11 protein-coding genes and 1 tRNA gene are annotated in these 16,509 nt (G+C 44.8%); 4 read left to right on the plus strand and 8 right to left on the minus strand.

Annotation, left to right across the window (positions count from 1 at the left end):
* Positions 1-3: 3 nt before the first annotated feature.
* The 4 genes from D3H65_RS33565 to D3H65_RS16265 all read right to left on the minus strand — a co-directional run bounded on the left by D3H65_RS33565 (position 4) and on the right by D3H65_RS16265 (position 8,405).
* A complete protein-coding gene (locus D3H65_RS33565; RefSeq protein WP_394341576.1) occupies positions 4-153 on the minus strand; it encodes a DUF5989 family protein in 150 nt (49 codons plus the stop codon).
* A 44-nt stretch (positions 154-197) separates the two neighbouring features.
* Complete coding sequence (locus D3H65_RS16255) at positions 198-2,063, minus strand: carbamoyltransferase family protein (protein ID WP_119051319.1); 1,866 nt, start codon at positions 2,061-2,063, stop codon at positions 198-200.
* Between the two features lie 107 nt (positions 2,064-2,170).
* Positions 2,171-7,249 carry a putative type IX secretion system sortase PorU2 gene (gene porU2, locus D3H65_RS16260; RefSeq protein ID WP_119051320.1) on the minus strand — a complete coding sequence of 1,693 codons (5,079 nt, stop codon included), beginning with the start codon at positions 7,247-7,249 and terminating at the stop codon, positions 2,171-2,173.
* Between the two features lie 40 nt (positions 7,250-7,289).
* On the minus strand, positions 7,290-8,405 hold the full coding sequence (locus tag D3H65_RS16265; protein ID WP_119054538.1) for a putative type IX sorting system protein PorV2: 1,116 nt from the start codon (positions 8,403-8,405) through the stop codon (positions 7,290-7,292).
* 331 nt (positions 8,406-8,736) lie between these two features.
* On the opposite strand from D3H65_RS16265, the gene tyrS reads away from it, so the two are divergent.
* Together tyrS and D3H65_RS16275 are read left to right on the plus strand one after the other, a co-directional pair.
* Positions 8,737-10,014: a tyrosine--tRNA ligase gene (tyrS, locus tag D3H65_RS16270; RefSeq protein ID WP_119051321.1), complete on the plus strand. Its 1,278-nt coding sequence runs from the start codon at positions 8,737-8,739 to the stop codon at positions 10,012-10,014.
* A 125-nt stretch (positions 10,015-10,139) separates the two neighbouring features.
* Positions 10,140-11,018 (plus strand): OmpA family protein, encoded by an 879-nt coding sequence (locus tag D3H65_RS16275; RefSeq protein ID WP_162915662.1) that lies wholly within the window; start codon positions 10,140-10,142, stop codon positions 11,016-11,018.
* 2 nt (positions 11,019-11,020) lie between these two features.
* Here the strand turns inward: D3H65_RS16275 and D3H65_RS16280 are convergent, their stop codons facing one another.
* A complete protein-coding gene (locus D3H65_RS16280) occupies positions 11,021-12,322 on the minus strand; it encodes an aminotransferase class V-fold PLP-dependent enzyme (RefSeq protein ID WP_119051323.1) in 1,302 nt (433 codons plus the stop codon).
* Positions 12,323-12,487: 165 nt separating this feature from the next.
* On the opposite strand from D3H65_RS16280, the gene D3H65_RS16285 reads away from it, so the two are divergent.
* Positions 12,488-12,558, plus strand: a tRNA-Gln gene (locus D3H65_RS16285).
* A gap of 49 nt (positions 12,559-12,607) precedes the next feature.
* Here D3H65_RS16285 and D3H65_RS16290 read toward each other — a convergent pair.
* Positions 12,608-13,213, minus strand: a complete 606-nt coding sequence (locus tag D3H65_RS16290) for a hypothetical protein (protein WP_162915663.1) — start codon at positions 13,211-13,213, stop codon at positions 12,608-12,610.
* Positions 13,214-13,386: 173 nt separating this feature from the next.
* Between D3H65_RS16290 and D3H65_RS16295 the strand changes: the two genes are divergently transcribed.
* Positions 13,387-14,121 carry a S24 family peptidase gene (locus tag D3H65_RS16295; protein WP_162915664.1) on the plus strand — a complete coding sequence of 245 codons (735 nt, stop codon included), beginning with the start codon at positions 13,387-13,389 and terminating at the stop codon, positions 14,119-14,121.
* Here D3H65_RS16295 and D3H65_RS16300 read toward each other — a convergent pair.
* A complete protein-coding gene (locus D3H65_RS16300; protein ID WP_119051326.1) occupies positions 14,116-15,183 on the minus strand; it encodes a mandelate racemase/muconate lactonizing enzyme family protein in 1,068 nt (355 codons plus the stop codon). The two genes, D3H65_RS16295 and D3H65_RS16300, sit on opposite strands and share 6 nt — an antisense overlap.
* 37 nt (positions 15,184-15,220) lie before the next feature.
* Entirely contained in the window at positions 15,221-16,270 is a 1,050-nt protein-coding gene (locus tag D3H65_RS16305) for a DUF1611 domain-containing protein (RefSeq protein ID WP_119051327.1), read from the minus strand.
* Positions 16,271-16,509: the final 239 nt, after the last annotated feature.

Below are 16,509 nucleotides of genomic sequence, written 5' to 3' on the forward strand. Positions count from 1 at the left end.
GCATCAAAACAAAGTGTATATGAAAGGAGCGATGGCAGAACCGCCTCCCAGGACCAGTAATATACCTAGTAACAACAATATAAGGATAAGAGGCGCCAGCCACCATTTTTTTCTCACCTTCAAAAACGCCCAGATATCTTTTAAAAAGTCCATATTTATTGTTTCGAATGAATTAAGGGGATTAACAACAATGCCACCTAGTCAGGTTCTATTTCATTTTTCCAATCTGTTTTTTCCTCCCAATGAGCTTGTTCCTTTTTATCTAGTATATAATTGCCGATCACAAGGCAATCCATATCTGTACGCATAAAACATATGTAAGAATCTTCCGGTGTATTGACTATCGGTTCGCCCCGCACATTAAAACTGGTATTAACCATTACCGGGTAACCGGTTTGTTGTTTCATACAGTGTAATAGTTTCCACAAACGCGGATTTGTTTCCTGGTGCACTGTTTGTATGCGTGCTGAATAATCAATATGCGTAACAGCCGGTATATCGCTCCGCCGAAAATACAATTTATCGAGCAGAGTGCTTGCCTGAAAATTGGCTGGATAGGGCACCTGGCGGGTATTCTTTACAGGTTTTACCAACAGCATATAAGGTGAAATGCCCTGGAATTCGAAATAATTGCTTACTTCCTCAGCCAACACGATGGGTGCAAATGGCCGAAATCCTTCGCGGTACTTGATCTTCAGGTTGATCTTTTTTTGCATGTCCGCATTACGTGCATCTGCCAGTATACTTCTTGCCCCCAAAGCTCTTGGCCCAAACTCCATCCTACCCTGGTGCCATCCTATTACATGGCCGCTGGCGATTAAAGCAGCCACTTTTTGCAGCAGGGCACCCTCATCGTCGAACCAGGTGTAATTGGCATTGTACTTCCTAAGAGTGGAAAGGATTTGGGTATCGGTATGCATGGTTCCCAGGAATGAGCCTTTAAGGCTATCCGGAAAAGAAGCGTTCAGCTTTCGGTCCTTATTGTAATAAGTATAGTAGGCTGCATAAGCTGCTCCCAGTGCCCCGCCTGCATCACCGGCCGCTGGCTGTATAAACAATTCTTTGAATAATTTCGAAGTATCCAGTTTGCCGTTTGCCACACAATTCAGGGCTACCCCTCCGGCCATGCAAAGGTATTCGGCATTGGTGATCCGTTTAGCTTCCCGGGCCAGGTTCATCACAGCTTCTTCCAGCACTTCCTGGGCTGCCAATGCAAGGTCGCAATGATGCTGCTCAATGGGAGCTTCCGCGTTTCGCCTCGGAAATCCAAACAGGGCTTCCCACCTGGTATCTTCTGCCATGCGCAGCCCTACTGCATAGTTGTAATAGGCCTGTGGCAAAAATACTGAACCATCTTCCTTCAGGTCTATCAGATTACTTTTGATGATCGTTTTGAATTGATTCACCCGTTCACTACCCGGGTTACCATAAGGAGCCAATCCCATCAGTTTGTATTCTCCCGAATTTACCTTGAACCCGCAGTAATAGGTAAATGCAGAATAAAATAATCCCAGTGAATGGGGGAAATCCAGTTCTTTCAGTACAGTGATCTTATTCCCTTCACCCATGCAAATAGAGGCGGTCGCCCACTCACCTACCCCATCAATCGTCAATATCGCTGCCTTCTCATAAGCAGACGGGAAAAAGGCACTGGCTGCATGAGAAAGATGATGTTCAGGGAATAATAGTTTTACTTTCTTTTTATCAACCTTTTCAATTTCATTTAAGGAATCCCATATCAGCTTTTTCAGGAACAACTTTTCCTTTAGCCATACGGGCATAGCCATCATAAATGACTTTAACCCTTTGGGAGCAAAAGCATAATAAGTTTCCAGCAGGCGTTCGAATTTCAGTAAGGGCTTTTCATAAAATACAATGGCATCAAGATCATTCAGCGAGCAACCTGCGTATTCCAGGCAAAAGCGAATAGACTGCATGGGAAAAGAGGCGTCATGTTTCTTACGGGTAAATCGCTCCTCCTGGGCTGCAGCGATTACCTCGCCATCCTGGATAATTGCCGCTGCAGCATCGTGGTAAAATGCAGAAATGCCTAGAATTGTCATAATACCTGGTAACCTTTGTTCGCAACTAAATTATACTTTTTCCCACTACCCGGCACATAAAAAAAGGCTGCCTTTTCAGGCAGCCCGGAATATTCGAATTGTTGTGACTATCGCATCAGGTACATTTTTCCGTAACCATTGGTAAAGAACTTATCGGTATTGTCGCTTGTGGATCTGTACTTATCCATCGACTTTCCATTAAGACTGGTGACCACCCGGTACAAATAAACACCATTGGCCAATTTCTGACCGTACTGATCTGTACCATCCCATTTAAACTCGGTGATATTTCTACCGATACGCAAAGGTCCTAATTCATCAATGGTGATTTCCCGCACGATCTTACCAGTTACTGTCAATACCTGGATTTTAATATTCTGAGGTATTTCACTACCTGTAATGGTGAACACAAATGCTGTAGAAGTACTGAAGGGATTAGGATAGTTGAGCAGATTGGAGATCATCGGCTTATTGATCACCCTGAAACTTACCCGGTATTCTGTGCCTGCTTTGTTGCCACTCCTATCCTTTCCTCTGACAATCAACTCATATTCATCACCTTCAGGATTCACCTGGCTGGTAAAGGCCGGAGTAAAATCAAGCACTGCAGAATTGTCGGTACCGCTGGTAGCAGGTGTAAAGCGCAACGTATCATTATCAAAATGGTAAGTGCGGGTAGTGCCATTGGGATATTTGACTTCTACAGATGAGAGGCTCGTGTCGTTCAATAACAGGTGCTTAGCTTCATCTTTCAGCCTGATCTGTATATGCGGTTTGGCAGAAACAATATCCCGGTTAAGGATGTGTATACCATCGAATGTAACATCCAGGAAAGGATTGGTATTATCCGCTTTTACATAAATGTTATGGTACAGGAAGTTATTGAAATGGTATTGTTCCGGCTGGTTATTGTCAGGATTGACTTCTACATAAAGCGTATTGTTACCAATATAATCCTTGGAGTTTAATTCAAATTTTATGGCAACTGTATCACCTGAAACGATTGCTTTTTGCTTACTCAAGGGAATAATATGCGGCACATTGCTGTTGTCAGTAATTACAGCTTTTACCACCATACTGTCGAAATCATGTTTGCTTAAATTTTTGAAGGCAATAGCAAATTTAAAGGTTTCGCCTACCTCTATTGTATCTTTTGCATCCAGTAAAATATTGGCGGCCATCGAACCTTCAGGAACAGGCGTATAATATACCCGCCAGTAATCAAGCTGATAAGGAGTTAAGGCAACAGAATCTGCATTCCGAAGCTTCAGCTTCATATAAGGATAATTAGCCGCATCGACTGTTGAAATGTCAAATTGCTGAGAATTTTTATCCAGGGTATACAATGTTGTTTCTGCAAAGGAGGGGCTAATACCGATAACATCCACAGTTGGCTTATCGGCAGAAGGCTGCTCAAGGGAAGTACCATGCCAACGCACTTCTTTCCAGGATGCAGCGGGTCCAAACACAGGAGATGTAACGTAGCCTACAGTATCCGGCGTAAAACATTCAACATTCATTGTTATCCTATCTTCAAAGCTTTTAGCAACAGCATACTTTGGAACAAAGGTTGAATTATTTGTATTCGCTCCCTTCTTATATACGAAGGCCCAGGCTCTGGAAGTGGTAACAGTATCTATATCTACAAAGCCGGCTGCCAATAGTTTATGGTAGATTGAATTGTTGGACCCATATAGGAGTGTATCCTTTTGCCATGTTTGAATATAGGATTCGGGATTACTATGGAATACGCTCTTTACCAGCACAAATGATCCGGTTGGTATGATATCCATAAAGTCCATCATCTTCTTACGGCTGGCCGCGGTCATATACGAAAATTCAAAATTGTACCATCTGTTGGGTGCGCAATTAGCATCCCCACTTCCATAGCGGTGCAAGCTATTGGGCTTCGGCATTACATCATCCACGTTTTTCCACGGTTTAAACGTGACGCTATCAAAAACAATAAATATCAGTGAATTTCCCACACAGGCGCTGGCAATATAATTCTCATCATTGACAGTTACCCCAAACTCAGGGTCGGTAGCACAACCTGTTTGGAATATACAATTCTTAATCACCAGTTTATTTTTCCTCAGTCCATACTTCCATTGCCGGGTTTCAGTGTCGAGATACATGCGTTCTACCGTAGACTTTTCCTGTTGGAAAAGGTGAGACTGGTTGTATCCTTCCACATTATTTTTAAACATGAAAGATTGATTCACCCATTGGAAGTTGCCGTTAGCCACCGGAACGGGCGATATACGCCAATAATATACTGTACTATCCAGGTAGCTGAGTTGTGGATCATATTCAACCACCCCGCCTCCCGAGGATATCGTTTTAGATTTTTTGTCTATGGAATTGAACTGCTCTGTAGTGTCTATTTCGATAATATAACTCTTCAGTGTGCTTAATGGGTTGGCAGTTGTTGCATACAGTTTCTGTGCGGGATCTTTTATGATGGCCATATCGTAAGGGAAAGTGGGCCTTGCCTCATCCTGATAAATATTGAGCTGTTTGCTGGCAGTATTGTTATCTTCTGCCACTTCATCTACAACGTGATCATCATCAATATTTACGGTAATAATATGCGCTCCCTTATCTCTCGTTGAAACGATGGGTACGTTGATAGTAATAGAATCAGCAAAAGTAATAGCTGCCCTTTTTTCCCTGTACAAAACAGCGGAGCTTCCATTGGGATACTGTTGTTTTACCTGCACTACAATTGAATCATCGGTAGCTCTTCCCAGGTTTACCAGGCGAACTTTTAATTCAAAGTGGGTTTCAGCAATTGAAACAAAAGTGGGATTAACCTTTATGGAAGATTCTTCTACTATATAATCAGGTTTTCCCTGGGCGTTGATGCGCAAGGCCGGATCGCCATGTAAGGTTATCTGCTCTGCGTGTAAACGTGTATAAAAATCGCTGGGGCCTGTTGCATTCTGCATCATTTGAAATGCATCCCTGGAAGTTTCACCAAGTGATTTATTAAAGTCGGTGCGTGATATCGTTCCGTACAGGTTAGTAAGGAACAGATTCAGGTAGTTTACAATACCATAGTGCGTGCTTGCTACAAAAGCGATACTTCCACGTTGTTTGGCCAATACGAATTTTTCAGACAGGGTTTCATTAACTGCCAGCCGTTGAGGATAATAGGTAAAGAAGTTACCCGCATTACAGCCATTGACGAAAAACACCGGGTACTTACCCTGATTACTGTAGTTCTGTGGGTTATCAAGGTTGAACTCCAGGGTGGTTGCAGATGAATGCCCGAAATAATTCAAAAAAGCAATTCCATCAGAAAAGAGCTTTGCTATCTGATCCGATGCCAGCTGGTCAGATGTACCGGCTACTGATTTGCAGAAAGTAGATACTTTTCCTCCAAATAAAGTGTCTTCCACAATTTGCTTGTACACACCCATATAGTTACACAATACTGATCCCAGGTATGCATCGGTGGCGCCGGTAACCTGCACTACATTCTTCATCCATTCACGGGCAGCCAGCGTATTAGGAGCATTCTGCTGTTGATTTTCGTATTCTTTTACTTTTTCCAGGTAATCTTCAATTTCTTTGCCGCTCACCACAGAAAGCCGTCCGATGGGCGTCACCGGGATGGGGCTGGAAACAGTGGCCGAACTAAGCAGGTTGTCCGAAGCGGGGTTACCAAACGTAGGGACAATATTCAATTTATCGATGATCGGATCCGTAATATGTGTGCGGTACTCATAGTACGTCATTCCACGTCCGATAAGAAATACATTTTTAAGCGATCCCGAAAAGGTTGCCCGGGCAAACCGTATAAAATTGCGCACTGAAAGGGGATGCTTTTTGATACCAAATGCAAACTGATCCACCAGTTCATCGATATCCGCCACAATCACATTATATCCGCCGCCTGCAGTTGACTGGCGGTAAGCTTTATAGTCATTTACCGGGTTATTGCCAGCGGATCCTACATAAAGAGAAGGATGGCTAATGATCATATAATTACCCTGATTAGCCGCCAGGGAGTAATTGATAAATGTTTTTGTAGTAAGCGAACTAACGGTTGATACATTAGCAGCTTCTGCATTTACGAGTACCAGGTCACGCGCCGCGCCTGAACCAGGCAAGGCAAACAATATTGATCCGGGTGTGGTAGTAATATCTGCCACATAACGTTCTCCCAGGGCCATGTCATATAAAACAGGCGGCGTGCTGCCGTAATCGAATTCTTTAATGGCCAGGAAATAGCCGGCGGCTTTGGCCGGCAGTGTGAATTTGAAATTTTTAAGATTCCCAAACTTGAATTCGCGCGGATAAGTTATTTCATAATAGGATATCACCATCCGGTCTGTGCTGATGGGTGAGCCATTGGTAAATTGTACAATAGCGGTACCACTTTGAATAGTGGTAGCAGGAAAGGTGGCTGTTGTATGCAGGTCATTAAAATAATCCATTACCACATCCTTCACCACAGAGCCATTCACAGCGGCTTTTATAGTACGGGGATTCAATGCATTACCGACTACACCAAATCTCAACGTCGCATCCGGACCGCTGGGATATACAGAAAGGCCTGTAAGTGCAGTTGACAATGGACCAGCTGGGTATATGTCACCACTTGCCCAGAATTCTCCTTTATCATAAGAAGAAGAATACAGGTATTCTCTCAGATCAACAGCAAATCCGAAGTTGATCCTGTTCTTAAAATAACTGCCCGCTGTATACATCAGATAGGGCTCTTGGGGAGGTACAGGCCCCCCCACATTGTTGACTACATCCTGGTACCTGAAACCTGATTGATCATTATTTACGCTCAGGAAATAAACAGCCGTATCTGAATTCAGGTTAATTTTATCTGAATGCTGATAGGCGGGATCCCGGTACATGGGTTTATCTGCTTTCCCATCATTGGGTTGGGCCCAAAATTCCAAATAACCATTTGCCGGCAATACACCGCTGGCCACAGAAGGGTAAAAAGGCACCTTTACTCCATTGCGCCACAATTCAAAGTTCTGCACCTGTGTGCCGCCAATGCCCGCTGCATCCAGGCTTGCTTTGGAAATACGTAATAAACCTTCAGTAGCTACTTTGAATTTATAATAAGTCTGATTGAACTTTATCCATTCGTTGTTATATGACTGGGCAGCTACGGACAAAGCTGCCAGCATGAACAACAGAGTAAAAATTCGCTTCATAGTATGATGTTTCAAGGTTTTCTTCAGGGATTATGACTGATTACTTTTTTTGTTTTTTCCTTAGATCCAGTTTCAACGAAAAAACATGCGTATATAACGGATTAGATTGATTAGCCAGATTGGTAAATGCATAGTCGATCTGCACATCGGATATTTTGAATCCTGCACCTACGCTGGGTTGATAGATCCAGATCTTTTTTTGGTTGGTGATATCATCATCGTCAAGTCCTTTCTGAAGGTTATTAACACCTCCTCTTACAAAGAAGACGTCTTTCCACGCAAGCTCCAACCCGATCTTGGGATCTACACTCACTACATCTGATCCCCATACGGTATTGCGCTTGCCATCGAAGGTAAGGTCTACATTCGCCTCAGCCAGTAAACCCAGGGTGCGGCTGATCTTAAAATTATAAGCACCCCCTAGAATCAGTCTGGGAGCGGTAAGTTCTGTTGATTTGACGGGTATCTCATTTTTGGTAAGAAAGAACACTTCTCTTTCGCGCTCATTGAGGTTAAATGTCCAGGCATTAAAAGTGGTAGTTACATCCCTCACAGTAGCACCCAGTTGCAACCGTTTGCTTTTGTATTGCAAACCGAGGTCGAAACCGAATCCCCAACCGGTAGCAAAATCTCCTGCTTTACGATGGATCACTTTAGCATTGACTCCGAAGCTTAAGCTTTTTTCGGGATCACGCAATTTTATAGGTTGTGCAAAAGATAAGAGGAAGGCATAATCGGCAGAAGAAAAACTGGTAATGTTGTTGTAATTGATAGTACCATCGGCTTCTACCAGGAAGATGGTATTCGGGATATCATCCACCGCGAAGCGAAGGAGCGACAAAGCCAATACCCTTTTGTTATCCTTCAGCGGGATCGCCAGGCTGCCATAATCGTATTTGCCGATACCTGCAAAATATTCAGCATGCATCAGATTCAGCTGAGGCTGGTCCTTAACATGTACCAGACCCGCCGGATTCCAATAACCAGCCGTACCATCATGCACACTGGCCACCTGGGCACTCCCCATTGCAAGACCGCGGGCGCCTGCACCAATATTCAAAAACTCATTGGAATATTTGCGAAATTGAGCATAGGAACTTTGTTGTGATAATAGGACTATCACAAGGGTTACGACAACACATGAAGCTCTCTTCATTGATCCAATTTTCGGAATAAGCAATTTCATTTACAAAGGTTATTTCATTATGATATTGGCTGCACGTACCCTGAGACAGTTGGGCCGATCGCTGAAAATGAGCCATTTCAGGCCACCGGAACCTAACTAAGACTAACGATTTTTATGACGAAAATATTGCTTCTGCCCGGGTAAACCTGCTGTAATCCTTACATTTGCACAATTCATTGATTTACCTTGCAATGAGGCCATAACGCCTAATTAAATACGCTATTGGGGCCTGAACAGTTTGGATATTCTTTTTTTTATTCAGCTTTACCATTAGCTACTCAATGTCAAAGATATATATATTATGAACCTAATAGAAGAATTACGGTGGAGGGGCATGCTCGCAGACATTATGCCCGGCACCGAAGAGCAATTGAAAAAGGAAATGACCACGGCTTATATTGGCTTTGACCCTACGGCCGATAGTCTCCATATTGGTAGCCTGGTACCTATTCTGTTACTGGTACACCTCCAAAAAGCTGGTCATAAGCCCATTGCACTGGTAGGAGGCGCCACCGGCATGATCGGTGATCCTTCCATGAAAAGTGAAGAGCGTAACCTGTTGAGTGAAGAGCAGTTACAGGTAAATGTAGAGGGAATCCGGAATCAACTGTCGAAGTTCCTGGATTTTGACCCGGCAAAACCCAATGCTGCCGAAATGACCAATAACTACGATTGGTTTAAAGAGATCTCCTTTATCCATTTTCTGCGGGATGTAGGTAAACACCTCACAGTCAATTACATGATGGCCAAAGACAGTGTGAAGAAACGCATTGAGGGCGATACAGGCATCAGCTATACAGAGTTTGCTTACCAGCTGATGCAGGGATATGATTTTTACTGGCTGTATACCCATAAGAACTGTAAGCTCCAGATGGGCGGAAGCGACCAATGGGGCAATATCACCACCGGTACCGAGCTGGTACGCCGGAAGGCTGGCGGAGAAGCTTTTGCTTTTACCTGCCCGCTGATCACCAAGGCCGATGGCACTAAATTCGGCAAAACAGAGAAAGGCAATGTTTGGCTGGATGCCAGCAAAACTACCCCCTACCAATTTTACCAATTCTGGCTGAATGCAAATGATGTGGACGCAGAAAAGTGGATCAAGATATTTACCTTCCTAACACCAGAAGTGGTGGATGGATTGATCAGCAAACACCAGGAAAATGCCGGAGCACGGGAATTGCAAAAGGCCCTCGCCAGGGAAGTAACTGTGTTTGTTCATGGAGAACAGGGATTGGCATCAGCACTGGAAACGACAGAAAAAGCTTTTGCCAACCAGAATGCCCCGGCAGAATCCTTAAGCCTGGAAGACCTGGAAGGAATGGATGGCCTTGAAAAATTTGAATTCCCTATTGATAAGATCAATTCCGGCGTAGATGTAGTCACCTTCCTGGCCGAAGCAGGCATCTTTCCCAGTAAAGGAGAAGCCCGTAAAACCATTCAGGGTGGGGGAGTAAGCATTAACCGCAAAAAGGTTGATGATATTCAGCTCACCATAGAAAACAGCCAGTTATTACATGGGCAATACTTGCTGGTACAAAAAGGCAAAAAGAATAAATACCTGGTCAAGGTCAACTAGGTCTGATGAATAAATAGTATTGATGAAGGGATGATCTGTTGATCATCCCTTTTGTTATTTTATACCCCAACCAATGTATCCATTCTTTCGTCTTATCCGTTATAACCATGAAAATCGCTTCAGGTATGAGATCCTATTGCTTTGCCCTGTTAATGACCGTATGCTGCCATGCAGCCCGGTCGCAGCAAACAACAGATACCCTGCTGGTGCGCTTTGATTTTAACCAGGCTACGCTCACCAAACCGGCTACCGCTACGCTGGATAGCTTTTTACAGCTCAATCCACTGGCTATCATCACCCGGATCTCCCTGGCAGGCCATTGTGACTTTGTAGGCTCCCATCATTACAATGATTCCCTGTCACAGGAAAGGGTAAGGACCACCAGGGCATACCTGGAGGGCAAAGGATGTTCCCCTGCCCTGTTTGGCCAGGAAGCCGGACTGGGAAAACGTCAACCGCTGGAACTTACCACCACTGATGCAGCCAGGGCTACAAACCGGCGGGTAGAACTGATCTTTGGTAAACAGGCGCCGGTTAAGGCTACAGTGCCTCCCAGAGAAGCGCAAGTGGTGCCAGTGGCATCTGCTGCATCATCCCGTTTATCAGACATGATCAAAGACAGTTCCGTGAAAGTGGGCAGCAAGCTGGTGTTGCCCAATATGAACTTTGAACCCGGCAGGCATTTTTTATTATCTGGCTCCTTTGGCATTTTACGGGAACTGTACAGGGTGATGAAAGACAACCCTACCCTCCAAATTGAGATACATGGTCATGTTTGTTGTATGTCGGGTGGGGTTGATGGTCCCGATGTAGATACCGGCGCTCCGGATCTGTCGGTACAACGGGCAAAAGCTATCTACGATTACCTGGTAAGTGCCGGCATTGCAGCTCAGCGCATGCAATACAAGGGATTTGGAAGCAGCCAGAAGCTGTTCCCTGAAGAACGTACGTCCCTGGAAGAAACCAAAAACCGCCGGGTTGAGATCAAGATTATTAGTAAGTAATATTAAAATCCTCCTTTCGCAAACTTTTCAATGGCCTGAACCAATACGTCGAGGTTTTTAGTGGTCGTATAGACATTGGGAGTTACCCGCACCCCTTTAAGGTTCTCCCAATCTACAGTGGTAATATGTATTTTATAATTACTCAACAGGAAATTCTCCAGTTCACCGGGCTTTTTGCCTTCCACGTTTACCAGTCCAATGGCGCAACCAAATCCTTGTTTCATAGAGGTGCCCAGTTGCACTTTAGGAATATCTTTTACGCGGCTCATCCAATAGTTCTTCAGGTAAAACAGGCGCTGCTCTTTGCGCTGCCCGCCAATCATATCATAAAACTCGATGGCTTTACCAATCGCCTGCTCAATAAAGAAAGGGCGGGTTCCCATGTTCTCAAACTTGCGAATATCTTCACTTTTGGGGTCTGGGGCAGCAAACAGCGGATAGAGATTTTTGATCTTTTCTTTCTTCACGTACAAAAGCCCGCTTCCTATACAAGCGCTCAGCCATTTATGCAGGCTGGTACCGAAATAATCGGCGCCCAGCTCGGGGATCGTATATGGAAAATGCGCAAAGCTGTGTGCTCCGTCCACCACTACTTCTATTCCTTTTTGGTGGGCTACATCAGCAATCTTACGCACGGGTAAGATCTGGCCATTCCAGTTAGCAACATGCGTTAAATGAACCACCTTGGTTTTGGCAGTAAATGCTTTGGTATAAACGCTCGTCATTGCTTCATTGTCTTCGCTTGGCAGTTCGGGTGTTACCCATACCAGCTTGATGCCATCGCGCAATTCACGCTGTTTCCAGGCATTCATCATATTGGGATAATCGTACTTGCTCAATACTACTTCATCGCCTGCTTTTAGCGGCAATCCAAAAATGACTGTTTCCAGGGCTTCCGATGCATTGCGGTGAATAGCTATTTCCTCCGGGGAGCAGCCGGCCAGTAATGCCAGGTTCTTACGCAAGGGCTCCCTACCCTGGTCAAGGATACGCCACATATAGTAACTGGGCGCTTCATTGCTCAGGTCGTGGTAACGCTTCATGGCATCCTGTACCGTTTTGGGAGAAGGTGATACCCCGCCATTATTCAGGTTGATCAATGAGGGAGAAACGGTGTAGGATTGCTGCACATAATACCAGAAATCCTCTTCTCCTGCCAACTGATCGGGGGGAATACTGGCTGCCTGTTGCAATGCATGATCAAGATTCCGGCTCCAGGCAGGCTGTGTAATAGCTGCCAATAAGCCGGTAGCAGAAAAAATTCCTGTTTTATTAAGGAAGGAGCGACGGGTATAGGGATTCATGTGCCTTGGTTTATCGGAAAATTAAACAATAATTCCCCTTCAATTGTGCACTTTATGACCTGTGGCAAAGAATGTTATGGAAGTAAATGATTTTTCTTAAAAACCATTTGGCGCAAATGATTGGAACACCTATTTTTGCACTCCCAATTGAGAAATTGGCAAGGCTGCCCGATAGTATAATGGTAGTACAACTGATTTTGGTTCAGTTTGTCTAGGTTCGAATCCTGGTCGGGCAACAAAAAGGCCACAACTTATAAAGTTGCGGCCTTTTTTCTTTTCTGGTGGTTACAGGTTAGCCCAGATGGTGTACACCTTTATTTTGAATTCATAGGTAATGAGTGAATTTGTTTCGCCGGTGGCTTGTACAATAATTTCACTGTTGCTGCTGGTGATGGAATAATCGGCAGAAGACAATCCACTGCCTAAATACTCCGTAGGCTCCACAGTTGACAAGGTGCCGGCATTGATCAGCCATCCGGCATCTACCAGGAAACCTCTTTTCTTTTTCCCTTCCAATGAGCTGTTTCCCCTGTCCAGTATGCCATTGCATACTACTTCCAACCGGTATTTGTACCCTGGTTTTGTGGGCAGGGCAAAGGCAGTTACCGGGTTGGCATCGGTTGTACTTATCTGCACCGTGTACTCCTCCACTAAGTCGTCCACCGCTGCTGCTGTAGTAAGCTGGGTATACATACTATCCATCAACCACTGGTATTTGGCCAGCCATTCCCGTTTGGATTTGATGGACCGGATGGTTTTGGAGGGTTCGCTGAACCGGCCGGCTGTTCCACTTAAAGAATTGCCGAATGTGTAGGAATCACCGGAAACAGATTGGGCCCGGATAAGGATTGTTGTAAAAAGCATCATCACTAATAAAAGGATCTTTTGCATGGCTAAGGTGTTTTTGTTATTTTTTAATGTAGACATTTCCATTTTTTTACGCCCAAAGGGCAATTTTCTCCGATAATGTTTGTTATTTTGTTTGACGGGAAGCAAAGATAATGGAGATTTCTCCATAAAACAAGCTCCTTCATTTGGATATTTTTCCACATTATCATTATCATATGGCGACAAATCCTATCAATCAATTGGTTGTCAAATTGTACGAAAAGCTGGCAAAGGAAAATCTTAAGGTGCCTGATTTTTCAAGGATAACGGGAATTCCCAAGGACCGGATCTATAAATGGAAGCAGGAAGGAACCAGTCCCAAAGCTGAGGATGAAGCCACGATCAAGGCATTTCTATATGGAGATGCAGCAGATTCTCCAACATTTATTACCGATAACAGATTGGAGGAACAGAAAACTCCATATTTACTATCCAGGCGCAAGCAGAAAAGTCAGCCTGATCTGGAGAATGATGGCATTGTGTATGTACCCATACCCGCTCAGGCGGGCTATTCCAACCGATACCATGACCCTTTATACCTTGATAATTTAGAAAAGACAAGCCTTCCGGGATTCCCTTACAAAGGAGAGCGGTACAGGGTATTTGATGTAAAGGGCGATAGCATGGAGCCTACCTACAAAGAAGGTTACCACCTCGTATGCGAACGCATAGAACAGGATCAGTGGTACCAGATCGCCAATTGGTATATCTATGTGGTAGTGCTGGAAAATGACATCCTCGTAAAGCGCCTGTATAAAAAGGATGCAGAAACCTTTATCGCCATCAGTGACAACGAAGAGTTTTACCCCCAGTTTGTGATCCTGGTGAAAGATGTAAAGGAGCTTTGGCTGGTAAAAAGAAAGATTGACTGGGAAATGGCGCCCCCTAAAAAGTTTGAAATAAAATTATAGTACCCTTACACCCAAACCGGGTTGGCCGGTGAGCGACATATACCCATCCTTCACGGTAAAACCGCCACTCACTATATCGCGCGCCAGGTCAAAACTACCATCCAGATCGAGGTAGCGGGTAGCAGGCGAAGCCAATGCCGCATGCAGTGCCGCACTGATGCTCACGATGCTTTCATCATTACATCCCCACATGAGCTCAATGCCCGCATGCCGGGCAATGGTAGCAATCTCCCTGGCAGGCTGTATGCCACCACACTTCATCAGCTTAATGTTGTAAATACCACAGGCCGCAGGTCCGTCAGCCAGTTGAAATGCATTGGCCGGACTGACCAGTGATTCATCTGCTGCAACCAATTTTTTGATCTCAGGTGGTAGTTGCTTCATTTCTTCAATCGCATTAGCCGGCATCGGTTGTTCGATCAGTTCCAGGGAAAGGGACAATGTTTTTCTGTAAAACTTCAACAGCTCGTTTGCAGTATAACCCTGGTTGGCATCAACGCGGATCACAATGGCATCACCAAATGCTTCCCGCAGCTTCACCAGGCGTTCCACATCATCTTCAGCCGAATGGCCCAGCTTCACTTTAATGATACGGAAACCCCGATCAATATACTCTCGGGCTTCGGCCAGGGTATCTACCACATTCCTGATGCCGATAGTAATGGAGGTAGGCAATCCTGCCGCCGCCTGTCCCAGGAAGCTAACCAGTGGTACACCCAGCCAGCAGGTAAACGCATCATGCAAAGCAATATCCAACGCTGCTGCAGCACCAGCTTCCTGGCGGAATAGTTGATGCACCTGTTGAAGCAGGGAATAAAATTCCCGGATATCCTTTCCCTGAAAGGGTGCCAGTAGCTCCGGTTGCAGGGCCCGTAAGGTATCGGCAGTATCGCTTCCCACCACATACTTGCTGGGATTGGCGGTACCCAGGCCTATGATCCCATTTTCCAATTCAACTTTCACCACTACATTCTCCACCGCCGTTACTGTCTTATAGGCGATGGTGTAGGGCCTTATTAGTTGAAGGTCTTCGCAACTGGCTACAATGGACCTGATCTTCATGAATGCCTGATTAATGATACGTTTATTGAATGGTAATCTATATCATGCTGCGTATAACTGGCAATAGCTCGTCAACACCTTCCTGCAGCGGCAGCAATACCGGGATACCGAGTTGTTGTTCATATTGCCGCTGGTACTGGTAGGCTTCCTGCTCCGTACACCCATTGGTATTAATAGCCACGGCGATCACTTCACTGCCATACATTTTTACGAGGGCTATTTCATCTTCTATAGAAGGGATCTTACCCCAGGCAGGTATATTGCTGAAAAAGGTTGTTTTCGGTGAAAATATCAGGATCGTTTTACGTGCATTGCCCGATACCAGGTACTCTGAACCACAAGGACCTGTTGGATTACGCAGCCCAGATTGCCCTTCCAGGAAAATTATCTCTGGATCGGTCTCCTTATAACAGGTATAGATAGCATGCTCCAACTCTCCTGCCACAAAATCATTGATGGTAGTATCCAATACAAATCCATATTTGCCGTCCTGCATCCACCCTGTTTGTCCGGTAAACACCATTTGAGCATTGATATCATTGGCCCGGCAGCTTTCTCTGAGCATCCGGGTAGTGGTACGCTTGCCAAGGTTTGTTTCCAATCCCAATACGGCCACGATGGGACACTTAACTTCATAAATACGGCCTGTCCAGAAATGCAATTCATTCCTGTCCTTTGGCTTCCTGATATCCGTAATGGTAGCACCATGTATATTGGCCAATGATACCATTTCCGGAATATCGGTAAGAAAATCATGCAACCCATTGATCACCGATATCCTGTTGCTGAGACTGGCTTCCAATACCTGCCTCAACTCACGGGGAAGCTTACCACCTTTTGGAGCAATACCGATAATGCTATAGTCGATGGGCTCCGGACTTTTCTGTATAGCTTCTTCCAGACTGGCCCATACTGGTATGTCTCTGGTACGCCCGTCAATTACTGCTCCGGCATCTTTACCGGCATGGGTGGCATCGATAACACCCATGATGCGATATTTATCTGAACCACGGATCAATCCATGGGCTGTTTTGGCGCTTTTATCGGATAACAAACCATTTGTAATGATGACCGCATTGTTCTTCATATCGTAACTTTTTCTACCTGTTTAGTCAGAGATTTAAAATTAAGTGTAGCGCGGATAGTAAAAAAAGGTTTCGGCATATTGTTGACAGTATTTTGGCAAGCAGGTGACTGGCTTGCGTATATCTGCGGCTCCGCCATCGCTTTGGTAGTTGTATTACCTGGCACAACTGCCAAAACCAGCTAAATAATAATTTTTTACCCCATTTCTGTTAACCCTGGCGCAACGTTTGCGTCTAATGA

It is taken from the genome of Paraflavitalea soli, from assembly GCF_003555545.1.
Classification (GTDB): domain Bacteria; phylum Bacteroidota; class Bacteroidia; order Chitinophagales; family Chitinophagaceae; genus Paraflavitalea; species Paraflavitalea soli.